The organism is Ectopseudomonas toyotomiensis, from assembly GCF_900115695.1.
Lineage (GTDB): Bacteria > Pseudomonadota > Gammaproteobacteria > Pseudomonadales > Pseudomonadaceae > Aquipseudomonas > Aquipseudomonas toyotomiensis.
In genome coordinates this window covers 262013-284855 of the sequence record NZ_FOXK01000005.1, presented here as the reverse complement: position 1 = coordinate 284855, position 22843 = coordinate 262013, and the positions used below count along the sequence as shown (strand labels likewise).

Below are 22843 nucleotides of genomic sequence, written 5' to 3'. Positions count from 1 at the left end.
GCATGAGCGAGAACCAAACGTACGACTCCTCCAGCATCAAGGTGCTGAAAGGACTGGACGCCGTACGCAAACGTCCCGGGATGTACATCGGTGACACTGACGATGGTAGTGGTCTGCACCACATGGTGTTCGAGGTGGTCGACAACTCGATCGACGAAGCGCTGGCAGGCTACTGCAGCGAAATCACCATCACCATCCACCCGGATGAGTCGATCAGTGTGCGCGATAACGGCCGTGGTATCCCGGTCGACATGCACAAGGAAGAAGGCGTCTCGGCGGCCGAGGTCATCATGACCGTGCTTCACGCCGGCGGTAAGTTCGATGACAACAGCTACAAGGTGTCCGGCGGCCTGCACGGCGTGGGTGTCTCAGTGGTGAACGCCCTCTCCAAGGAGCTGGTGCTGACCATCCGCCGTAGCGGCAAGATCTGGGAACAGACCTACGTGCATGGTGTACCGCAAGCGCCTCTGGCCGCTGTGGGTGATACCGACGGTACCGGTACGCAGATCCACTTCAAGCCGTCCGAAGAAACCTTCGCCAACATCCACTTCAGCTGGGACATCCTGGCCAAGCGTCTGCGCGAACTGTCCTTCCTCAACTCCGGCGTGGGCATCCTGCTGCGCGACGAGCGCACCGGCAAGGAAGAGCTGTTCAAGTACGAAGGTGGTCTGAAGGCTTTCGTTGAGTACCTGAACACCAACAAGACAGTGGTCAACCAGGTGTTCCACTTCAACGTTCAGCGCGAAGAAGACGGCGTTGGTGTCGAAGTTGCCCTGCAGTGGAACGACAGCTTCAACGAGAACCTGCTCTGCTTCACCAACAACATTCCGCAGCGCGACGGTGGTACTCACCTGGCGGGCTTCCGCTCTGCCCTCACCCGCCACCTGAACAACTACATCGAATCCGAAGGCCTGGCGAAGAAGTTCAAGGTTGCCACCACCGGTGATGACGCCCGCGAAGGCTTGACTGCGATCATCTCGGTCAAGGTTCCGGATCCGAAGTTCAGCTCGCAGACCAAGGACAAACTGGTTTCCAGCGAGGTGAAAACCGCAGTCGAACAGGAGATGGGCAAGTACTTCTCCGACTTCCTGCTGGAGAACCCCAACGAAGCCAAGGCCGTGGTCGGCAAGATGATCGATGCCGCTCGCGCCCGCGAAGCGGCTCGTAAAGCGCGTGAAATGACCCGCCGTAAAGGCGCCCTGGACATCGCCGGCCTGCCCGGCAAGCTGGCCGACTGCCAGGAAAAAGACCCGGCGCTGTCCGAACTCTACATCGTGGAGGGCGACTCCGCGGGCGGTTCTGCCAAGCAGGGCCGTAACCGCAAGACCCAGGCGATCCTGCCGCTCAAGGGCAAGATCCTCAACGTCGAACGTGCGCGTTTCGATCGCATGATTTCCTCGCAGGAAGTCGGCACGCTGATTACTGCACTCGGCTGCGGTATCGGTCGTGAGGAGTACAACATCGACAAGCTGCGCTACCACAACATCATCATCATGACCGATGCTGACGTCGACGGTTCGCACATCCGTACCCTGCTGCTGACCTTCTTCTTCCGCCAGCTGCCGGAGCTGGTTGAGCGTGGTTACATCTATATCGCTCAGCCGCCGCTGTACAAGGTGAAGAAAGGCAAGCAGGAGCAGTACATCAAGGACGACGAGGCCATGGATGAATACATGACCCAGTCGGCCCTGGAGGATGCCAGCCTGCACGTCAACGAGAACGCTCCAGGTCTTTCTGGCAGCGCGTTGGAGAAACTGGTCGGTGAATACCGTGGCGTGATGAAGACCCTGGACCGCCTTTCGCGCGTCTACTCCAAGGACATCACCGAGCACTTCGTCTATCTGCCGCGCATTTCGGTGGAACAGCTCGCTGATCAGGCCTTCATGCAGAACTGGTTGGAAGGCTTCGCTGCACGTCTGAAGACGACCGAGAAGTCTGGCCAGACCTACAGTGCCAGTTTGCGTGAAGACCGCGAGCGTCACCTGTGGTTGCCGGAGGTCGAGGTCAAATCTCACGGTCTTTCCAGCTACACCACCTTCAACCGCGACTTCTTCGCCAGCAATGACTACAAGACCGTCACTACCCTGGGCGAACAGCTGAACAACCTGCTGGAAGAAGGCGCCTACGTGCAGCGTGGCGAGCGCAAGAAACCGGTCAGCACCTTCAAGGAAGCGCTGGACTGGCTGATGACCGAAAGCACCAAGCGTCACAGCATCCAGCGATACAAAGGTCTCGGTGAAATGAACCCGGATCAGCTGTGGGAAACCACCATGGACCCGGAAGTGCGCCGCATGCTCAAGGTAACCATCGAAGACGCCATCGCTGCCGACCAGATCTTCAACACCCTGATGGGCGACGCCGTGGAGCCGCGCCGCGACTTCATCGAGTCCAACGCTTTGGCGGTGTCGAATCTGGACTTCTGATGGCCTGCTAGCTGAACTGTTAGCTGGCGTGAAATGAAAAGCCCCTGCCAATGCGAGTTGGCAGGGGCTTTTTAATTTGAGCGGAGCTTCTGGAGTTAACGCTGGCGTTCTTACTTGAAGCGCTGACGCCACGCCGCCCGCTGCCCTCTTACTTCCACCATGGCCACAAGCATGGCGCGGTAGCGCTTGCTATTGAGGGTCAGCAGGGTACTCAACGGCAGCAGCAGGCCAATGGAATACAGCAGGTAAGGTGCACGCCTGCCCCAGTGTCCGATGACCAGCAACATACAGATCACCATGGCTGCGACGATCAGCCATACCGCCCAGGGACGACCTCGAATCACCAGAAGGTTTGCGCCACACAGGTACAAGGATATGCCGCAGCTGCCCAACATCATGTAGATGCCATAGTCATCCAGGCTGGGTGGATAGACCTCCAGCAGCAGAATCTGACTGATCGCCAGGGAAAACAGCGCTAGAAAAAAAGCAGCGATGAAAACCGGAAAGTGCCGGCGCAGAATTGTTAAGAAGTCTAAAGACTGATTCACCTCTTTGTGAGCTCCATTCAAGAATAGTCCTAATGTCTATTGCATAGTTTACGCTTATTGCCGTTCCTTTATCGTGATGATGGACAGCCGTAGCAAATAATAATGGACATAAAGATGGAGATCATCTCAGATATTTTTGATTGGAGGTTCCCAGCGTGAAACTCCTATGATCAACAAATTTTGATCTTTGTCTGGGTTTAACATTCGGCGCCGAAAAATCGATGGCTAGGAATGAAAAACTCTGAGCTACCTAGGGCCAAAGTATTAGATATCTAAAATATCCAATAAATAGGGAAAGACGGCTATATCAACCTGAAATACATAAATATTTTTAAGGAGACAAAAGAAAGAAAAAGACGGGTAAATGTTTATTCTTTTAGTTTTGATTAAAGTGAAAAGGCAGCCTTTCTTCTAGATCAATCGATTAATGCGTAGATTAAGTGCTGTTCGAGACAGTTTTCTCTACCTAGTCAAGGAGCCGACATGAGCAAGCATCTTCGTATACTTCTACTGATGCTCGGTATGCTGACCAGTCTTTGTGTATACGCCGAATCGACACCACCGCTTGCCAAAGACAAATCCAGCTACCCGGAGCAAGTAGCTCTGGCAGGGCAGACTTACATACTGGAGAGCGCCAGGCGGGCCTGCATATTGCGCAAGCCAGACCAGAGCGTACTGACGCTGGACATTCCCTCGCCGTGTCATTTCAGTGTTGGCAAGGACGGCCAGGCACATGTGGAAATTTTTCAGAATGTGCCTATCGTCATGGTGCTGCATGTAGCCCCCATGGCGGATAGCAAGCCGGAGTGTCGTTCGCAATACAAGGCAATTCGACTGATGAAGGGCCAGCTGGAGCCATCAGTGCTGGCTCAGAGCGCCAGTTGCCTGCGCGGTGTCGGCGATCAGAAGAGCTACACCGCTATGTTCGACTGGTAAACCTTCGTATGACTATCCCATAGCTTGGAGCGGCCTGCGCCTGCTCAGCGAAACCCGCAACGGCCGGCACAGCCTCTACCTCTACGACGAAGGCAGCTACGACCCGCTGGCGCGCGTCGACGGTCAGGGTGAACACGCACGCCTGCGCTACTACCACACCGATCCAAACGGCCTGCCGCAGCAACTCACCGAAGAGGACGGCCGCTGCATCTGGCAGGCCCGTTATCAGGTCTGGGGCAACACCCTGGCCGAACAGCAGGAAAGCTTCTTTGTCGAAGAGCAGAACCTGCGCTTCCAGGGCCAATACCTGGACCGCGAAACCGGGCTGCACTACAACACCTTCAGGTTCTACGATCCGGATATCGGACGGTTTATCAGCCCGGATCCGATTGGGTTGGCGGGTGGGATCAATCTGTTTCAGTACGCGCCGGAGCCGTTTGGGTGGGTGGATCCGTGGGGTTGGGCTGGAAATCCTGCGAATGCTACCCATATCACCTACGAAGGAGTAAAAAATGGAAAACCATATATTGGATATGCGAGTAAGCCCGGTTTAGGCCACTCTGCAGAAGACGTGCTGCGGTATCGCTATCCTAGTACCAGTCATTTTGATATTGCTCCACAAGTGGTATTTGTTGGTGATGGTCAAGAAGGAAAGAATATTGCCCGAGGATTGGAACAAAGAATTTTCGAGGATCGAGGCGGACTAGCGGGGACGTCTAATAAACAAAACCCCGTAGGGCTCGGAAATAAAAACAGAACAACGTACTTGAGCGCCGCAGACTCTCATAGAGCTGCGTCAGCCGCTAAAAGCAAATCGTCATCCAAAGGAATCAGTAGATGTTGAAGTCTGTTAGATGGGTTGAAGACAGAATTTTAAGCCTTAAAATATCAGAGAATAAATATGGCTTAGCGCAAATGCGAAAGAATCATCTGATGGAGTTCTTCGGGTTGTTTCAAGATGAAGACAAGTGGGAAAATGTCGATCTCAACAAAGAACAAATTCTATTCTGCCTATTTGTCGCAGAAAACAGACTAAAGCCGCTTTACTCATCAATAATTGAGAGTGAGACGGTAATACCAAATTCCAGGCCAATCATAAAAAGGATGCTTAGTGCCAATCTTGGGCAGGGCCTATATGGAGGTGCCAAGCTAATAGAGCTAACAGATGATTATTCTCAGCTTCCAGAAAAAGTAATAAGACCGAACCTGTCAACGAAGGATGACCTCGAAATTATTTATTCGCATGAGCTATGTGGAATGTACGGAGACCCGGAGAAGATAAGGAAGCGCATACAAGTTTTCATTGAGAGCGGAATAAATTGGGATGAGTCGAAAGATTTTGTATTCAGAGGAGTACCTCTGCCTCGCCGAGCAAACGAATAAGACATTCGGATATTCCGTAATCGAACACCGCAATACTGCCTTCGAGTAGCAGACCACGACTTAGGTCGATTTCTCTCACAGGCGAGGGTGGCTGCGTTCGGAAAGGTAAGACCGGTAATTTATGGTGTTATCGTCCCTCTCCCCCAACCCCTCTCCCATAAATGGGAGAGGGGAGCTGATCGTGTCGCTGCCACGTGAACCGTGTTAGGCCTTCACGCATCGTTTTCTATGTCTGCCTCTATGGCAAAAGACTTACACGTCGAAGCGCAACGGGCCTCTCCCGTCGCCTGCGTAGGCTGGTTAATCTACACACACCTACTGGGAACTGGATGTCCCGGGTCACGGAAGACAGACCGCGCCAGGACGGCAAACGACAGGATGTCGGAAGGTCATGAAAAACCCGCTTCGGCGGGTTTTTTGTTGCCTGCAGGAAAGTCAGGCGACGCTGAACGCTGGTAGCCAGGCATGATACAGGTCTGCCGGTAAATCCGAGCCCCTCCTATCAGTCCGCCGTAGCCAGGACTTGTGTGTTACGCCCGGCATCCTTGGCGCGATAGAGCGCGGCGTCGGCCTTGAGCAGCATGCCGGTGATGTCCTCGGCGACGGGGCTGGTGCTGCCGTAAACACCGGCGCTAAAGCTCAAGGCGATGTTCTTGTCGTCAACCTGCGCCGCGTGCTGGGTGAGGGATTGGCGAAGCTGATCGACCAGCTCCAGTGCTCCGTCAGCGTCGGTGCCGGGCAGAATCAGCAGGAATTCCTCACCACCATAACGGCCGATGCTGTCGTTACGCCGTAGCCGTTGCTGAAGATGGTCCGTGCAGTGCCTGAGCACGGCATCGCCGACCAGGTGGCCGTGGCTGTCGTTGATCTGCTTGAAGTGATCCAGATCGAGCATGGCGATGGACAGCGGCGTGTGTTGGCGGCGAGCGCGTTCCAGCTCGTCGGTGAGTTGTTCGAGTATCGCCAGGCGATTAGGCAATCCGGTAAGCGTGTCGCGCAGAGCGGTCTGGCGCAGCTCCGATTCGATGCGCTCGCGCGACAGCAGCACCAGACCGAAAGAGAACATGATGATGGTGGCGGCGCCGAGGGCGACCGATACGGTCTGTTTCAGGTTGCTGACGTCGTAATGCATCTCCGCCGGCGCACCGCTGAGGATCACTACCACGCGGATGCCCAGGCCGAACAGGCTGATGCCTGCACCGATCATCAGGATTCGATGGGCACGCCCACCGGGCACCGCATGGAGGCGGCTCAGGTGCAGGATGACCAGGCATTGCGTGAACAGCAGCAGGCAGGCTACCAGTTGGCGGGGTTCCTGGGTATCGATCAGCACGCTGAGCAGCACGCCCAGCAGCAGCGGGAAGGCGAAGGCCAGCCGCCATGGTGGGCGGCGGCCGTGGATCAGCGGCAGGCTGACCGTGTAGAACGCCAGCGCGGTGGACAGCAGCGTGTTGGCCAGCACATAGCTGAACCACATCGACACCTGCCCGAACAGGGTGAAGCCGATGTAGGCCAGCGAGTGGGACAGCATGCCCAGACCGGTGGTGAGCATGCCGTCGCGATGACGCAATTGGCCGACCAGGATCAGACAGCTGCCCATGATCACGGCGACCAGCGCGACGGCTCCGAACAGTGTCTGGGTGTGGGCGATCATGTCGGCCTTCTTGTTCTCTGGAGTTGCTTAACTCTAGTGCAAGCCTCTGCCCCAGTACTTGCGCCAGATCAGGCCCACCAGTAGCGCACCATATGGAAGAAAACCGGCGCGGCGAAGCACACCGAGTCCAGGCGATCCAGCATGCCACCGTGGCCTTCGATCATATGGCCCCAGTCCTTCACCCCGCGGTCGCGTTTGATCGCCGACATCACCAGGCCGCCGGCGAAGCCGAGGATACACACCAGCAGCGCGAACAGTGCGGCCTGCCAGAAGGCGAATGGCGTGATCCAGCACAGCATGGCGCCGATCAGCGTGGCCAGCGCTACGCCGCCGACAAAGCCTTCCACGGTTTTCGAGGGTGACAGGTTGGGCGCGATCTTGTGTTTGCCGGCCAGCTTGCCGCAGACGTACTGCAGTACGTCGGAGAGCTGCACGACAATGATCAGCCAGGCGATCAGCAGCAGGTTGCGCCCCTCATAGCCGGGAATGTCCAAAGTCAGCAGAGCGGGTACAGAGGAAATGCAGTAAACGGCGATCATCAGGCCCCACTGCACCTTGGCCGCACGCTCGAGGTAGCGGGTGGTGTCGCCGCCCAGCGAAGCGAGGATCGGTAACAGCAGGAAGAGATAGACCGGGATGAAGATGGCGAACAGGCCGTACCAGCCGAAGGCGATCAGCAGGTACTGCATCGGCAGGGCGAAATAGAAGGCCGCCACCAGCGCCGGATAGTCGCTGCGCCGGGTCGGCGTCAGCGTCATGAACTCGCGCAGGGCGTAGAAGGAGACGAAATAGAACAGCATGATCACGCCGTTGTTGCCGAACAGGAAGGCGATGCCGATCACCAGCACCATCACCCACCAGGCGTTGATCCGCGCGTTGAGGTTGTCGATCACCGGGTTCGGCTGATCGCCACTGCGCCGCTTGAGGACGAAGCCGACCAGGCTGGCCAGCAACAACAGGGCACCGATACCGGCGAACAGCAGCAAAGTGTTGTTATCCATCTCAGGCCTCCTCGGGTGCCAGTGCCAGCAGGGCGTTACGCGCGCGTTCCAGGAAGGCGTCTTTGCCCTCCCCCTCGATGGGTTCCAGTGCCGCACCGAAGCTCAGGGTGCACAGCAGCGGCAGCGGCAGCGCCCTGCCCTTGGGCATGACCCGGTTGAGGTTGGCGATCCACACCGGTACCAGTTCCACATCCGGGCGCGCCTGAGCCAGGTGATAAAGGCCGCTCTTGAAGGGCAGCAATGGTTCATCGCCGAGATTGCGCGTGCCCTCGGGGAAGATGATCAGCGAGTCGCCGCCGTCCAGCGCGTCGAGCATCGCCTGCAGCGGGTTGGCGCCTTCCTTGCGCTCGCGGTCTACCAGCACGCCGTTGAATACCTTGTTGATCAGGAAGCTGCGTATGCCCGGCTTCTGCCAGTAGTCGGCACCGGCTACCGGTCGAGTGCGCTTGCGCAGCTCCGGCGGCAGCGAGGCCCAGAGCAGGACGAAGTCGCCGTGGCTACTGTGGTTGGCGTAGTACAGGCGTTGCGTCGCCTGCGCGGTGCTGCCGAGCCACAAGGCTCGGGCACCGGTCAGCAGGCGAGCTGCCGAGGTGATGGCGAAAGCGGTCAATGCGGCGAGCATGGCGACTCCTTAAGCGAAAACGATGAAGAACCCGAGTGCGACGATGACGATCTGTAGCAGCAGGCACAGTGCCTGTTTACGTAGCAGGCCCAGCGCACCCTGAGCGCGCAGGCTCCAGTCGCGGCCAGCCTGCTGCGCATTCTGCAGCCCCAGCTTCTGCAGTGCCTGATCCAGCGCATGAGTCTGGCTGTCGAGCTGTTCGCCAGCTTCGGCCAGACGCTGGAACAGTTCGGCATCCAGCGCCACGCGCAGCTCCCAGTATTTTTCGGCCAGGCCGGCGACTAGCAGCGCTGCGCAGAGCAGCGCCAGGATCAGGCTTGGCGGGGTGCCAAGCCATGGCGCCAGGCCGAAGAGCACGGCAACCAAACTCAGCGTGCTGGAAAAGTGATCGAGGCTGCGTCCACGTCGTAGCAGCGCGGCGACCAGCAGCAGATCAGCCTGCATGGGCGACCTCCAACCCCGGTTGTGCATCGACCATGGATTGCAGCGCGGCCAGATGCTGTGGGCCGAGCACGACCTGTGGCCGCGCCTGGCGGATCAGTGCCACGGCCGCATCCACGCTCTGGCAGCGGCCGCTATACAGCAGCCAAGCCGCCACGGCGGTGGCACTGCGCGAGTAGCCCAGTGCGCAGCACACCAGCACCGGGCCCTTGTGGCGTAGTCGTTCGATAGCCTCGGCGGCGTGTTGGCAAGTGAGCGCATCCGGCGCCACCAGATCCAGTGAAGGCAGGCTGCAGTAGTTCTGTGGCATGTACTGCAGCGGCAGCTCGGCGCAGAGGTCGACCAGGGCGGCATAACCATCGAGATCGCCCATGGCGGGCAGGCGGCCGAGGTGGATGCCCTCCACGACGTGGCTCGGCGCTGGCTGGCGGTATGTCCATAGCCGTGAATTGATCCAGGCACCGAGCAGATAGGGGGCGAGCAATGCCGTGGCGGCTGGGCTGAGGCGCCCATTGGCCTGCTTCTGGAAACCGCCAGCACCGAACAGCAGGTAGTTGAGCGCAACCAGCGCCAGTGAAACCACCGGCCAGAACAGCCATAGCCAGGCACCGCCCAGCTTGACGGCCAGCACGGCGCACAGCGTTGCGCCAAGCCCATAGCGCAGCGCCAGGCGCCAACGCCGCGGATCGCTGGCCAGGCGTATTTGCGTAAGCGGCGTAGCGCCCTGCAGCGGTAGCAGCCACAGGCAGAAGAAGCCCGCCAGCGCCCCGGTGGGCAGGTCGATGAAGTGATGCTGCCAGGTGGTCAGCACCGAGATGCCGATCAGCGCCATCCACCCGTGCAGCAGGCCACGCCAGAACGGGCCGCGGGTGTGATTGGCGAACATCGCCCAGATGATCACCAGCAAGGTGATATGCAGCGACGGCGCCTGATTGAAGGGTTTGTCGAAGCCCATCAGCACGTCGAACATCAGGCCGAAGGTGCCGTCCAGCGGCGGCCGCTCGAAGGTGAAGCGCAGCGGCCAGAGCAGGAAGCAGGCGACGCAGATGACCTGAGCGGCGAGCAGGCGCAGGGCGTGGCGATCCATCTCGCGGCGGCAGGCCGGCAACAGGAAGGACAGGCCATAGAGCAGGTCGATCGACCAGTACGGCACGATGGTCCAGGGCCAGAGCGGGATCTGCGGCTCCCAGGCGAAGACCAGGCTGCCGACATCCTCGCGTTGCCCGGTAAACCAGTTGGCGAAGCCGTAACTGGCGAAGAACAGCGGGCCGAGCACCAGCAGCCAGAGTACGCCGCGCTTCCACAATCCCTGTTCGCGCGTGTTGTCCATCACTTCACCCGTTGTGCCAGGGACACGCTGAAGATGCCCCATTGGTCGATGCGCTGAGCCACCTTGCGGAAGCCGGCTGCTTCTACCAACTGGTCCATCTCCGCCTGGCTGCGCCGGCGCATGACCCAGGCTTGGCCATCGCGATGGCTGGTCAGGGCGCGAGCGATCAGTTCCAGCTGCGGGTGCCAGGGCTGCCCGGTGTAGACCAGGTAGCCGCCCTCCTCGACGGCGGCCGCCAGGCCAGCCAGCGAGTCGCCGACCATCTGGTTGCTGCCGAACAGCTCATACAGGCCGGAGACCACCGCCAGGGTCGGTTTCGGGTCGAGCGCGGCCAGGTCTTCACGGTCGAAGGCATCGCCTTTGACGAAGCGGGCGATGTCGCCCAGGCCCTTGTGCTGGATCAGGGCATTGCCGTCGCGCACGTTGATGTCGCTGTAATCGCGCAGCAGGATCGAGTCGGGACGCTGCTCCTGGCCTTCCAGCGATTCGAGGATGTAGCGGCCATGGCCGGCGGCGATATCGACGATGCGCACTGCCCTGCCCGCTTCGCGCAGCCTGGCCATGGCCAGGCGCAGCAGCTCTTCGGCGTGCAGCTTGCGCTGGCGGATACCACGCCAGCCGATGGAATCCAGGTAGTTCGCATCGATCAGCCGGCCCAGTACACCCTTGCCGGTCGGTTGGTTGCGGTAGACGTAATCGAGTGTGCTGCCGGAGTCGAAGCCGGTGTCGAAGCCCAGCTTCACTCCTTCGGATAGCGTGCTACCCAGGCGCATGCCGGTACGGGTGGCGCGCCAGTAGAGATCGCGCAGCGAGTTTTTCGGCAGCGGTGCGGCCAGCTCTTCGGCCTCGGCGCAGGTGGCGCCCAGGCGGTCGGCATCGAGCAGCGAGGGACGCGCTAGCGGCTCCTCGAAGTTGCGCAGGATAAAGCGCCGTGCGCGGCTCAGGGCATGGGCGCGGTCGCGTTCACCGAGGGTGTCGTGGAAGAAGCCGGGCAGCAGGTGCTTTTCCTTGCGCAGGCTGCCGAGGCGTTCGAAGAAGTCTTCCTGCGGTTTGCGATGGACGACGAAGTCGGCGCCGGAGATCAGTAGTTGGGTCGGAACCTGGATCGCCTGGGCGTCGGCGACGACGCGCTCGGCGGCCTCGTACAGGCCGAGCAGCATGGTCACCGAGATTGGCCGGGCGATCAGCGAGTCGTTCTCGAAGGAGGCGATACGCTCGGGATCGTGGCTAAGGAAGCGCGCCTTCACGTAGCTGTTGACGAAGAAGTTGCCACGCCAGGCGTGCAGCAGCTTCAGCCCAGGGCGGGCGAAGGGTACGTAGAGTTTGACCTTGAAGGCCGGCGAGGCGAGCACCAGGCAGCGCACCTTGGGCGCGTAGTCGTGGGCCCAGGTGGAAACGATCACCGCACCGACGCTCTGCGCAACCACCGCCAGGTCCTGTTCGGCAATGGCGTGCTGGCTGCCGATATGCTCGACGAAGGTCTGCACGTCACGCACGTTGGTGGCGAAGCTTGGGCTGTCGCCGCGTGCGCCGGGCGACAGGCCATGGCCACGGGCATCCCAGGCGAAGAAGTCGCAGTGCGGCAGCTCCAGTTCGTCCACCAGGTGGGTCATGCGCCCACCGTGCTCATGCCCACGATGAAACAGCACGACGGCCTGGCGTGGGCCGTCTGCGGGCGCAGTCGCCGGCCAGTGGCGATAGCTCAGCTCGACGCCGTCATGCGTGGTGAAGGTGTGAAGCTGTACGGGGCGCATGGAATCTCCTTATTCCTTAGGACGAGTCAGACCGCTTCGGCCAAACCCCGGCGAACGCGGTTGTAGAGGGTATAGAGCAGCAGGGCGAGGATCAGACCCAGCAGCAGATTGATCCACAAAGCCGGAAGCAGGCCGCTGGCGACGCCAGCGCCGAGCACGCCGAAGCAGAAGGCGCGATCACTCTTGCCCATCGGCCCGTCGTAGCGCCGTGAGGCGCCGACCATGGGGCCGAGCACGCCGGCGTATTCGCTGATCACCGCCATCACCACTACCAGGATCACCAGCAGCGGCGAGACGCCTGCCAGCAAGGCGAAGGGCAGATACAGGGCGCTGTCGGCGATCACGTCGCAGAGTTCATTGAGATAGGCGCCTAGCTTCGATTGCTGACCGAATTCACGGGCGAGCATGCCGTCGACGGCGTTCAGCGCCATGCGCAGCAGCATCCACAGGGGAATCAGGGCGAACAGCCAGGTGATGTGACTGAAAGCAGCGAGCAGGGCGCCGAGCAGCACGGAGACGGCGGCTGCGGCCAGAGTGACCTGGTTGGCGGTGACGCCGTGTGCGTAAAGGCGTTCGACGCCGGGACGCAGCAGGTTCTGGAAGGCCGGTTTGAGCTGGTAGATCGACGGCATGGCAGCGAATTCCTTTTCGTGTCTCATCTTCGGCCATTGCCGCGGGCGAGACTGTGAACCCATCGAGGTAGAAGCGGCTTTATCGACGGCTGGTGCCCGCTGGAAGCCAAATGGCGGTTAGGCCTTTCCTACATCTGAGCCACAACTTATACCCCGCTGCGGGATTTTCCTAGCGCTGGTGATTCGCCAGTAAAATCAGTTCGATGCAGGGGTTGATGGCGCTTTGATTGCATTTCCTGCACAGCTTATCCACAGATCAGGCGGTTTCGCCCAGACGGCTCAGCTGCGGCTCTTCGCCACGCAGTTCGGTCTGTTGCTGGCGTACCCACTGAAAAGCACGTTCGTTGAGCTCGGCGATGGCACGCGGCCCTTCGCCTTCTGCGTACATCGGCTGGCCGATGATCACCTGAATAGTGCCCGGGCGCTTGCCCCAGCCAGCCTTGGGCCAGAACTCACCGGCGTTGTGTGCGATGGGCAATACCGGCAGGCTGGCATTCACTGCCAGGGCAGTGCCACCTCGGGAGAACTTGCCGATCTGGCCCGGCGGAATCCGCGTGCCTTCGGGGAACACCAGTACCCAGGCGCCCTGCTTGAGGCGTTCGTCGCCCTGCTTGGCCAGTTGCTTGAGCGCCGCCTTGGGGTTGCTGCGGTCGATGGCGATGGGCTTGAGCAGCGCCATGCCCCAGCCGAAGAACGGCACGCGCAGCAGTTCGCGCTTGACCACCTGCGACAGCGGCTCGAAGAAGCCGGAGAGGAAGAAGGTCTCCCAGGTGCTCTGGTGGTTGGCGAGGATCACGCAGGGGCGCTCGGGGATGTTCTCCAGGCCGCGCACTTCATAGCGAATGCCGACGATCACCTTGGCCAGCCACACGGCGCAGTTGCACCAGGCCTGAACGACGAAGCGGTAGCGTTGGCGGAACGGCAGCAAGGGGGCGACCACCAGGCTGATCAGGCACCAGAAGAACGAGCTGGACGACAGCAGCAGGTAGAAAAGCGTGACTCTGAATGCCTGCACTAGCGCCATGAACCTTCACACCTTATGAGAGCAATTGATCGGCGACAGCCGCCAGATCATCGAATACCAGGGTTCCTGGCGGCAGTGGCTTGGCCAGGGTCCGTTCGCCCTTGCCGGTTTTCACCAGCACAGGCTGACAATCGACGGCCAGCGCGGCCTGCAGGTCACCGCTGGTATCGCCGACGAACCAGATTCCTGCCAGATCCGTGGCGTAGTGCGCGGCGATCTGCCGGAGCATGCCTGGTTTCGGTTTGCGGCATTCGCAGCCGTCATCCGGCCCGTGCGGGCAATGGACTATCAGGCCGACCTCACCGCCCTGCTCCGCCACCAGCTGGCGCAGGCGCGCGTGCATCGACTCCAGGGTCGCCAGATCGTAATAGCCACGGGCAATGCCGGACTGGTTGGTAGCCACGGCCACTGTCCAGCCCGCTTGCGACAGGCGCGCGATAGCAGTGATAGACGAAGGGATCGGTATCCACTCGTCAAGCGTCTTGATATAGGCGTCGGAGTCTTGGTTGATGACACCGTCGCGGTCGAGGATCAGCAGTTTCATGCAGCCACGCCAGAGGCAGAGATGGAAACGACCGCTGGCCGCGAAAACCTTCGCGGCCAGCGCCGGGCGTCAGCCCAGTACCGAGATGTCCGCCACGCCGAGGAACAGCCCGCGCAGGCGGGCCAGCAGGGCGTAACGGTTGGCGCGTACGCGCGCATCCTCGGCGTTGACCAGCACCGCCTCGAAGAAGGCGTCCACCGGCTCGCGCAGACCAGCCAGCTTGGCCAGGGCCTCGTTGTACTGGCGGGCGGCGGCCAGGGGCTGTACGGCCTGGTCGGCCTGCTGGATGGCAGCGTGCAGGGCGAACTCGCTGGGGTTGTCGAAGTAGTGCGCTTCGACCTGGGCGGCGACGCCACCTTCGGCCTTGCTCAGCAGGTTCGACACACGCTTGTTGGCAGCGGCCAGGGCAGCGGCCTGCGGCAGCTTGCGGAAGGCCTGCACGGCCTGCACGCGCTGGTCGAAGTCCAGCGGCGAGGTCGGGTTCACCGCACGCACGGCCTGATACACGGCCACTTCGATGCCTTCGTCCTCGTAGCGCGCACGCAGGCGGTCGAAGATGAACTCCAGCACCTGGGCGGCCAGGCCTTCGGTCTTGATCTTGCCGGCGTACTGGGCGACGGCGAAGTCGACTGCAGCGGCCAGGTCCAGATCCAGGCCCTTCTCGATCAGGATGCGCAGCACGCCGAGGGCGGCGCGGCGCAGGGCGTAGGGGTCTTTCGAGCCGGTCGGCAGCATGCCGATACCGAAGATGCCGACCAGGGTGTCGAGCTTGTCGGCCACCGCCACGGCTGCGCCGGTCAGGGTGCTTGGCAGTTCGGCGCCGGCACCGCGCGGCATGTACTGCTCGTTCAGGGCCAGGGCGACGTCCTGCGGCTCACCGTCGTTGAGCGCGTAGTAGTAGCCGGCAATGCCCTGCATTTCCGGGAATTCGCCGACCATCTCGGTGGCCAGGTCGCACTTGCTCAGCAGGCCGGCGCGGGAAGCGCGCTGGGCGTCGCCACCGACTTCGCGGGCTATGAAGCCGGCCAGGGCGGAGACGCGCTGGGCCTTGTCGAACACCGAGCCGAGCTGGGCCTGGAATACCACGTTGGCCAGGCGCTGGTTGAAGCCTTCGAGCTTCTGCTTCTTGTCCTGCTTGAAGAAGAACTCGGCGTCGGTCAGGCGCGGACGCACGACTTTCTCGTTGCCGGAGACGATCTGCGCCGGGTCCTTGGACTCGACGTTGGCCACGGTGATGAAGCGCGGCAGCAGCTTGCCGTTCGCATCGAGCAGGCAGAAATACTTCTGGTTGTCCTGCATGGTGCTGATCAGCGCCTCCTGCGGTACCTCGAGGAAGCGTTCCTCGAAGGAGCAGACCAGCGGCACCGGCCATTCGACCAGGGCGGTGACTTCGTCCAGCAGCGCTGGCGGCACGATGGCGCTGCCCTGCTCGGCGGCGGCCAGTTCGTCGACGCGGCGGCTGATGAGCTCGCGGCGTTCGGCGAAGTCGGCCAGCACGAAGGCACTGCGCAGGTCTTCGGCGTAGTTGGCCGGGCTGCTGATGCGCACGTCGCGGTTGGCGTGGAAGCGGTGGCCACGGGACACGCGACCCGCTTTCTGCGCGAGGATCTCGCAGTCGACCACGGCGTCGCCGAAGAGCATCACCAGCCACTGGGTCGGACGCACGAATTCGTCACGACGGGCGGCCCAACGCATGCGTTTCGGGATCGGCAGGTCGTTCAGTGAGTCCTGCACGATGGTCGGCAGCAGGTTCACCGCCGGCTGGCCAGGGATGTGCTGGGCGAAACGCAGTTTCGCGCCGCTGCGGTCGATCTCGGCGATGTCCACACCGCACTTGCGCGCGAAGCCCAGGGCGGCCTGGGTCGGGTTGCCGTCGGCGTCGAAGGCGGCCTGGATGGGCGGACCGTCGAGGTTCATGCTGCGGTCGGCCTGCTGCTCTTCGAGCTGCTCGACCAGCACCGCCAGGCGGCGCGGCGCGGCGTACACGCGGCTGGCGGCGTAGTTCAGACCGGCGGCCTTGAGGCCTTTCTCGATACCGGCGAGGAAGGCGTCACCGAGGCTTTTCAGCGCTTTAGGTGGCAGCTCTTCGGTGCCCAGTTCGACCAGGAAATCTTTCGCACTCATGCTTGTGCCTCCAGCTTGGCCAGTACTTCGTCACGCAGTTCGGGGGTGGCCATGGGGAAGCCGAGCTTGGCGCGCGCCTGCAGGTAGCTCTGCGCCACCGCGCGGGCCAGGGTGCGCACGCGCAGGATGTACTGCTGGCGCGCGGTCACCGAAATGGCGCGGCGGGCGTCCAGCAGGTTGAAGGTGTGCGAGGCCTTGAGCACCATCTCGTAGGTCGGCAGTGGCAGCTCCAGCTCGATCAGGCGGTTGGCTTCGCTCTCGTAGAAATCGAACAGCTCGAACAGCTTCTCGACGTTGGCGTGCTCGAAGTTGTAGGTGGACTGCTCCACTTCGTTCTGGTGGAACACGTCGCCATAGGTCACGGTGCCGAACGGGCCGTCGGTCCAGATCAGGTCGTAGACCGAGTCGACGCCCTGCAGGTACATGGCCAGGCGCTCCAGGCCGTAGGTGATCTCGCCGGTCACCGGGTAGCACTCGATGCCACCGACCTGCTGGAAGTAGGTGAACTGGGTGACTTCCATGCCGTTGAGCCAGATTTCCCAGCCCAGGCCCCAGGCGCCGAGGGTCGGCGATTCCCAGTTGTCCTCGACGAAGCGGATGTCATGGACTTCCGGGTCGAGGCCGATGGCCTTGAGCGAACCCAGGTACAGCTCCTGGAAGTTCTCCGGGTTGGGCTTCAAGACCACCTGGAACTGGTAGTAGTGCTGCAGGCGGTTGGGGTTTTCGCCGTAGCGGCCGTCGGTGGGGCGACGCGAAGGCTGCACGTAGGCGGCGTTCCAGGTCTCCGGGCCGACGGCGCGCAGGAAGGTGGCGGTGTGGAAGGTGCCGGCGCCCACTTCCATGTCGTAGGGTTGCAGCACCACGCAGCCCTGCTCGGCCCAGTAGTTCTGCAGGGCCAGGATCAGGTCCTGGAAGGTGCGCACGGCAGGCTTGGTCTGGCTCACGAAAAAATCACCTGTGGAGGCTTGCGAGGGAAAGCCGGGGAGTATATCGAAACTCGACGCAGGCCGCAGGGTACGGCATATCGGCATCATTCGCGGTTGATGTTGACTGTATTTATATCCAGTTATTTTGCCGCTATAGTCGTCGCTTCGACCCCGACCGAGGCTTACCGCCATGCCCCGCTGCTTCTGGTGTACCGACGATCCGCTTTACCAGGCCTACCACGACGAGGAATGGGGCGTGCCGCAGCGCGATGCCGGTCATCTGTTCGAGATGCTGCTGCTTGAGGGCGCGCAGGCCGGCCTGTCGTGGATCACCGTGCTGAAGAAGCGCGAGCGTTATCGCCAGGTGCTGCATGGCTTCGATCCCGAGCGTCTGGCCCGCCTCACTGACGAAGAGATCGAGGTGCTGATGCAGGACCCCGGGATCATCCGCAACCGCCTCAAGCTCAAGGCCGTGCGGCAAAACGCCCAGGCATGGCTGCAGCTGGAGGATCCGGTGACCTGGCTCTGGTCGTTCGTCGGCGGCGCACCGAAGATCAACCATTTCAGCGACCGCAGCCAGATGCTGGCAGTGACGCCTGAAGCCGAGGCGATGAGCAAGGCGTTGCGCAAGGCGGGCTTCAACTTCGTCGGACCGACCATCTGCTATGCCTTCATGCAGGCCACGGGTATGGTGATGGACCACACCACCGACTGCGACCGCTATGCGCAACTGAAGGGCTCATGACCACCATCACCACGCTGGATGAACTGCAGGTACTGTACGGCGAAAGCCATGAGCGCTCGCGGCGCAAGGAGTTGCCGCGGCTGATCGAACCCTACCGTGCGCTGATCGAAGCCTCGCCCTTCGTGGTGTTGGCGAGCGTTGGCCCGGATGGCCTGGATTGCTCGCCGCGTGGTGATGCGCCGGGCTTCGTGCAGATTCTCGACGACCAGACCCTGCTGCTGCCGGATCGCCCCGGCAACAATCGCATCGACAGCCTGCGCAATATCGTGCTCAACCCGCAGATGGCGCTGCTGTTCCTGATTCCGGGCGTTGGCGAGAGCCTGCGCATCAACGGCCGCGCAGAAATTTCCCTCGACCCCGAACTGCTCGAATTGGGCCGTGCCCAGGGCAAACTGCCGCGCAGCGTGCTGCGCATCCATATCGATACCTGCTACTTCCAGTGCTCCAAGGCGGCGGTGCGCTCGGGCCTGTGGGATGCCTCGCGTCAGGTCGAACGCGCCAGCCTGCCGAGCGCGGGCGATATCTTCCGCTGCATCTATGAGGAATTCGACGTCGAGGCCTACGAGCGCGATCTGCAGCAGCGGCTGCGGACGAGCCTTTACTGACTGGGTCGGCACAGGTCGTTACGCCTTGTCTTGCCTGCCTCACCAACGTTTTTGAACGTCCTGTTAAACTGGGCGCTTTGCATAAACGCTTGGAGTCTCTCGTGGAAAAACTCAAGGGCGCCCTGGTGGTGGGTTTCCTGCGCCTGTTCGCACTGCTGCCCTGGCGCGCCGTGCAGGCCGTGGGCAATGCCATCGGCTGGCTGATGTGGAAACTGCCGAACGGCTCGCGCGACGTGGTGCGCATCAATCTGAGCAAGTGTTTCCCCGAGTTGAACGAGGCCGAGCTGGACAAACTGGTCGGTCAAAGTCTCAAGGACATCGGCAAGACCCTGACCGAAAGTGCCTGCGCCTGGATCTGGCCGGCGCAGAAATCGCTCAAGCTGGTGCACGAAGTGGAGGGCCTGGAGGTGCTGCAGCAGGCGCTGGCGTCCGGCAAGGGCGTGGTCGGCATCACCAGCCATCTGGGCAACTGGGAAGTGCTCAACCATTTCTACTGCAACCAGTGCAAGCCGATCATTTTCTACCGCCCGCGGAAGCTCAAGGCGGTCGACGAGCTGCTGCAGCAGCAGCGCGTGCAGATGGGCAACCGCGTGGCGCCGTCGACCAAGGAAGGCATCCTCAGTGTCATCAAGGAAGTGCGCAAGGGCGGCGCCGTGGGTATTCCGGCCGACCCGGAGCCGAGCCGTTCGTCGGGTGTGTTCGTGCCCTTTCTCGGTACCACCGCGCTGACCAGCAAGTTCGTGCCGGGCATGCTCACTGGTGGCAAGGCGGTCGGTGTGTTCCTGCATGCGCTGCGTCTGCCGGATGGCAGCGGCTACAAGGTGATCCTCGAGGCGGCCCCCGAAGGCATGTACAGCGAGAACGTCGAAGAAGGCGTGGCAGCGATGAGCGAAGTGGTATCGCGCTACGTACGCAACTACCCGAGCCAGTACATGTGGAGCATGAAGCGCTTCAAGAAGCGGCCCGAGGGTGAGGCCAAGTGGTACTGACGTACTTGCCACTGAGCATGATGATGAACGAAGGCGCCTCGATGGCGCCTTTTTTCTGTCGAGCGTTGGGAATTGTTTCGATTTTGCGTTATTAAAGGCTGCATCGTCCGCCTACCCCCGGAGCCTCCATGCCGAACCAGCGCCAGCAGGTGCGTACCCCGATGAAGTGCCGGATCAAGATCAGCCACCCCAGCTTCGGCGAGCTGCTGGCGCAGACTCGTGATCTGTCCGATAGCGGTGTCTACGTGAAGCACCCGGACATGGCCAGCTTGTCGGTCGGCACCGAAGTGATCGGCCAGGTACAGGATCTGCCTTTCCCCGCCCCGGTATTGAAGATGGAAGTGATGCGCGTGGATCCCGAAGGGGCCGGCCTGAGGTTTCTCGGCGAGGCCTGAACGGCGTCAGCCAGTTCAGACATTCGCAACGAGCGTTTCGGCTCAATGGAACATTTTGTTACATCTACACTCTGATCTAGGCCTCACTCCGAGGTGGCGTCCATCAGAGGCGTTTTCGACATGAGTCGAGCGGTATCCGAACTCCCCGTCCAGGGCGCTGATGCGCCTGATCTTCTTCCTCCTTCACAACCCGGCTGGTTGCAACGCAACCGCCAGCTGATCGGCCTCGGTCTCTCGCTATTGCTGTTCGGCGTCGCGCTGGTCGCCTGCTGGCACCTGGTACGCGAAATTAACCCGGACCAGGTGCGCGAATCCCTGGCAGCTGTGCCGCCGCAGGCGCTGCTTGGTGCCCTGCTGGCGACCATGCTGGGCTTTGCGGTGATGCTCGCCTACGAGTGGTCGGCCAGCCGCTACGCCAACGTCGAGCTGCCGACGCCGACCCTGGCGCTGGGCGGCTTCTGCGCCTTCGCCATCGGTAATGCCGTCGGCCTCTCGGCGCTGTCTGGCGGCTCGGTACGCTACCGTCTGTATGGGCGCAACGGCCTTGGGGCGGGCGATGTGGCGCGCATGAGCCTGTTCGCCAGCCTGTCGCTGGGCGTCAGCCTGCCGATCCTCGCAGCATTGGCGGCGCTGTTCGATCTCGAGGATGCCTCGGCCGCGCTGCGCCTGTCCGAGCCGGTGCTGGCAGTCGTGGCCGTCGCCGTGCTGGTCGCCGCCGCGGCCGTGGTGCTGCTGGTCAGCCGTAAACGCCTGGCCGAGCGCCCCGCCCCTGGCTGCTGGCAGGTCGATCTGGGACGTTTCAGTCTGCGTCTGCCAGGCCTACGCATAGGCCTGACGCAGCTGCTGATCAGCAGCTTCGACGTGCTGATCGCCGCCAGCGTGCTGTATCTGTTGCTGCCCGAGGCACCGCCTTTTTCGTCCTTCGTGCTGGTCTACATGCTGGCGCTGGCGGCCGGGGTGCTGAGCCATGTACCGGGCGGTGTCGGGGTGTTCGAGGCAGTGCTGCTGGCGGCCTTTTCCTCGCGCATCGACCCGGCCGGGTTGGTCGCCGCCATGCTGCTCTACCGCCTGCTCTATGTGGTGCTGCCACTGGTGGCGGCCGGGCTCCTGCTGCTGGCTGCCGAGGCGCGCCGCTTGTGGTTTCCACGGCAAGTGGCGCGGGTGGCCAGTGATATGGCGGTGCCGCTGCTGGCGCTGTTGGTGTTCTGCGCCGGCATGGTGCTGCTGTTCTCCGGTGTCACCCCCACTGTGGATGAGCATCTGCAGGCCCTGGGCTTTCTCATGCCACCGCAATTGATCGCTGCCTCGCACCTGGCGGCCAGCCTGGTCGGCACGCTTTGCCTGTTGCTGGCGCAAGGGCTGCGTCGTCGTTTGTCGGCGGCCTGGGCACTGACCCTGGTGCTGCTTTGCCTGGGCGTAGTGCTGTCATTGCTCAAGGGCTTCGACTGGCCGGAGGCCCTGGCCCTGGCGGCCATCGCCGGCCTGCTGGCGCTGTTTCGCCGCGAGTTCTATCGGCGTAGCCGCCTGATGGACGTGCCGGCATCCGGCCTGGCGCTGGCGGCCACGACCGGAGTGATCGCCGCCTCGGTGTGGCTGCTGCTGTTCGCCTATCAGGATGTCGCCTACAGCCATCAGTTGTGGTGGCAGTTCGAGCTGGATGCCAACGCTCCGCGTGGCCTGCGGGCGGCGCTGGGCAGTGCCCTGGTGTTATTGGCGGTTAGCCTGACCTGGCTGCTGCGCGCCACGCCGCCAAGTATCAGCCTGCCGGACGAGGATGCATTGCTGCGTGCCCGTGCCATCGTCCAGGCCTCGCGCCAGCCGGAAGGCGGTCTGGCACTGAGTGGCGACAAGGCGTTGCTGTTCCACCCCGATGGCGAAGCGTTTCTGATGTACGCGCTGCGCGGCCGCAGCCTGGTGGCGCTGTTCGACCCGATCGGCCCGCCGGCGGCGCGTGCCGAGCTGATCTGGCAGTTCCGTGACCTGTGCGACCGCCACCATGCGCGGCCGGTGTTCTATCAGGTGCGCGCGGAGAACCTGCCCGGTTACATCGACATCGGCCTGACCGCGCTGAAGCTCGGCGAAGAGGCGTTGGTGGACCTGAAAACCTTCGACCTGGCCAGTAATGGCAAGGAGATGAAAGCGCTGCGCTACACCTGGAACCGCGGTCAGCGCGACGGCCTGAGCCTGGAGTTCCATGCCCCCGGCCAGGTGCCGATGGCGGAGCTGCAGGCGATCTCCGATGCCTGGCTGGAGGGCAAGAACGTACGCGAGAAAGGCTTTTCCCTCGGCCGTTTCAGCCCCGAGTACCTGGCGCACTTCCGTGTCGTGGTGGTGCGTTTCGAAGGTCGCGCGGTGGCCTTCGCCAATCTGCTGGAGTGCGAGACGCGCTCGGTGGCCAGCCTCGACTTGATGCGCGTGCTGCCGGATGCGCCGAAGTCGACCATGGAGTTTCTCATGCTCGGCCTGATCCAGCAGTTCCAGAGCGAGGGCTACGCGCGCTTCAGCCTCGGCATGGTGCCGCTGGCCGGTCTGCAGACGCGCAAGGGGGCGCCACTGCCGCTGCGCCTCGGTGCACTGGTGTTCGATCGTGGCGAGAACTTCTACAACTTCCAGGGTCTGCGCCGCTTCAAGGACAAATTCCTGCCCCAGTGGGAGCCGCGTTACCTGGCCGTGCCGGCCGGGCTCGATCCTTGGGTGGCACTGGCCGACACCGCTGCGCTGATCGCTGGCGGCCTGGGTGGACTGGTGAGGCGCTGAGATGAGCAGG

The 22843-nt window shown here is 62.0% G+C and carries 20 protein-coding genes and 1 pseudogene; 9 read left to right on the top strand and 12 right to left on the bottom strand.

Annotated elements, in window-relative coordinates; all coding sequences use genetic code 11:
- Positions 1–2 precede the first annotated feature (2 nt).
- Complete coding sequence (gene gyrB / locus BM186_RS12315; protein WP_074915568.1) at positions 3–2423, top strand: DNA topoisomerase (ATP-hydrolyzing) subunit B; 2421 nt, start codon at positions 3–5, stop codon at positions 2421–2423.
- Positions 2424–2533: 110 nt separating this feature from the next.
- On the opposite strand, the gene BM186_RS12310 is transcribed toward gyrB, so the two are convergent.
- Entirely contained in the window at positions 2534–2992 is a 459-nt protein-coding gene (locus BM186_RS12310; RefSeq protein WP_239690008.1) for a hypothetical protein, read from the bottom strand.
- Positions 2993–3454: 462 nt separating this feature from the next.
- Between BM186_RS12310 and BM186_RS12305 the strand changes: the two genes are divergently transcribed.
- The 3 genes and pseudogenes from BM186_RS12305 to BM186_RS12295 all read left to right on the top strand — a co-directional run bounded on the left by BM186_RS12305 (position 3455) and on the right by BM186_RS12295 (position 5290).
- Positions 3455–3907, top strand: a complete 453-nt coding sequence (locus tag BM186_RS12305; protein WP_074915564.1) for a hypothetical protein — start codon at positions 3455–3457, stop codon at positions 3905–3907.
- 25 nt (positions 3908–3932) lie between these two features.
- A pseudogene (locus BM186_RS26865) lies at positions 3933–4370 on the top strand (RHS repeat-associated core domain-containing protein); the annotation flags it as partial.
- Positions 4371–4744: 374 nt separating this feature from the next.
- On the top strand, positions 4745–5290 hold the full coding sequence (locus tag BM186_RS12295) for a hypothetical protein (protein WP_074915562.1): 546 nt from the start codon (positions 4745–4747) through the stop codon (positions 5288–5290).
- Between the two features lie 502 nt (positions 5291–5792).
- Here the strand turns inward: BM186_RS12295 and BM186_RS12290 are convergent.
- The 11 genes from BM186_RS12290 to glyQ all read right to left on the bottom strand — a co-directional run bounded on the left by BM186_RS12290 (position 5793) and on the right by glyQ (position 17360).
- The gene (locus BM186_RS12290) at positions 5793–6944 is read right to left on the bottom strand and encodes a GGDEF domain-containing protein (RefSeq protein ID WP_074915559.1); all 1152 of its coding nucleotides are present in this window, start codon (positions 6942–6944) and stop codon (positions 5793–5795) included.
- Positions 6945–7012: 68 nt separating this feature from the next.
- The gene (locus BM186_RS12285; protein ID WP_074915557.1) at positions 7013–7945 is read right to left on the bottom strand and encodes a phosphatidate cytidylyltransferase; all 933 of its coding nucleotides are present in this window, start codon (positions 7943–7945) and stop codon (positions 7013–7015) included.
- Between the two features lies 1 nt (position 7946).
- On the bottom strand, positions 7947–8567 hold the full coding sequence (locus tag BM186_RS12280) for a lysophospholipid acyltransferase family protein (RefSeq protein ID WP_072425143.1): 621 nt from the start codon (positions 8565–8567) through the stop codon (positions 7947–7949).
- A 9-nt stretch (positions 8568–8576) separates the two neighbouring features.
- Positions 8577–9011 carry a hypothetical protein gene (locus tag BM186_RS12275; protein WP_074915555.1) on the bottom strand — a complete coding sequence of 145 codons (435 nt, stop codon included), beginning with the start codon at positions 9009–9011 and terminating at the stop codon, positions 8577–8579.
- Positions 9001–10338: a phosphatase PAP2/dual specificity phosphatase family protein gene (locus BM186_RS12270; protein WP_174892475.1), complete on the bottom strand. Its 1338-nt coding sequence runs from the start codon at positions 10336–10338 to the stop codon at positions 9001–9003. The genes BM186_RS12275 and BM186_RS12270 overlap by 11 nt, the downstream gene beginning before the upstream one ends.
- Complete coding sequence (locus BM186_RS12265; RefSeq protein ID WP_074915553.1) at positions 10338–12092, bottom strand: bifunctional alpha/beta hydrolase/class I SAM-dependent methyltransferase; 1755 nt, start codon at positions 12090–12092, stop codon at positions 10338–10340. Before BM186_RS12265 ends, BM186_RS12270 begins: the two co-directional genes overlap by 1 nt.
- A gap of 26 nt (positions 12093–12118) precedes the next feature.
- Positions 12119–12724 (bottom strand): CDP-alcohol phosphatidyltransferase family protein, encoded by a 606-nt coding sequence (locus BM186_RS12260; RefSeq protein ID WP_083431593.1) that lies wholly within the window; start codon positions 12722–12724, stop codon positions 12119–12121.
- Positions 12725–12980: 256 nt separating this feature from the next.
- Positions 12981–13748 carry a lysophospholipid acyltransferase family protein gene (locus BM186_RS12255; protein ID WP_074915549.1) on the bottom strand — a complete coding sequence of 256 codons (768 nt, stop codon included), beginning with the start codon at positions 13746–13748 and terminating at the stop codon, positions 12981–12983.
- Positions 13749–13761: 13 nt separating this feature from the next.
- Positions 13762–14292, bottom strand: a complete 531-nt coding sequence (gene gmhB / locus BM186_RS12250; RefSeq protein WP_072425138.1) for a D-glycero-beta-D-manno-heptose 1,7-bisphosphate 7-phosphatase — start codon at positions 14290–14292, stop codon at positions 13762–13764.
- A gap of 69 nt (positions 14293–14361) precedes the next feature.
- Entirely contained in the window at positions 14362–16416 is a 2055-nt protein-coding gene (glyS, locus tag BM186_RS12245) for a glycine--tRNA ligase subunit beta (RefSeq protein WP_074915548.1), read from the bottom strand.
- The gene (gene glyQ / locus BM186_RS12240; protein WP_017676289.1) at positions 16413–17360 is read right to left on the bottom strand and encodes a glycine--tRNA ligase subunit alpha; all 948 of its coding nucleotides are present in this window, start codon (positions 17358–17360) and stop codon (positions 16413–16415) included. The genes glyS and glyQ overlap by 4 nt, the downstream gene beginning before the upstream one ends.
- A 172-nt stretch (positions 17361–17532) precedes the next feature.
- Between glyQ and BM186_RS12235 the strand changes: the two genes are divergently transcribed.
- The 5 genes from BM186_RS12235 to mprF all read left to right on the top strand — a co-directional run bounded on the left by BM186_RS12235 (position 17533) and on the right by mprF (position 22833).
- On the top strand, positions 17533–18087 hold the full coding sequence (locus BM186_RS12235; RefSeq protein ID WP_074915546.1) for a DNA-3-methyladenine glycosylase I: 555 nt from the start codon (positions 17533–17535) through the stop codon (positions 18085–18087).
- Complete coding sequence (locus BM186_RS12230; RefSeq protein WP_074915544.1) at positions 18084–18692, top strand: pyridoxamine 5'-phosphate oxidase family protein; 609 nt, start codon at positions 18084–18086, stop codon at positions 18690–18692. The genes BM186_RS12235 and BM186_RS12230 overlap by 4 nt, the downstream gene beginning before the upstream one ends.
- A 101-nt stretch (positions 18693–18793) precedes the next feature.
- Positions 18794–19681: a lysophospholipid acyltransferase gene (locus tag BM186_RS12225; protein WP_074915542.1), complete on the top strand. Its 888-nt coding sequence runs from the start codon at positions 18794–18796 to the stop codon at positions 19679–19681.
- 128 nt (positions 19682–19809) lie between these two features.
- The gene (locus BM186_RS12220; protein ID WP_003458486.1) at positions 19810–20076 is read left to right on the top strand and encodes a PilZ domain-containing protein; all 267 of its coding nucleotides are present in this window, start codon (positions 19810–19812) and stop codon (positions 20074–20076) included.
- A 120-nt stretch (positions 20077–20196) separates the two neighbouring features.
- Positions 20197–22833, top strand: coding sequence for a bifunctional lysylphosphatidylglycerol flippase/synthetase MprF (gene mprF, locus BM186_RS12215; RefSeq protein WP_074915540.1), 2637 nt, complete (start codon positions 20197–20199; stop codon positions 22831–22833).
- Positions 22834–22843 lie beyond the last annotated feature (10 nt).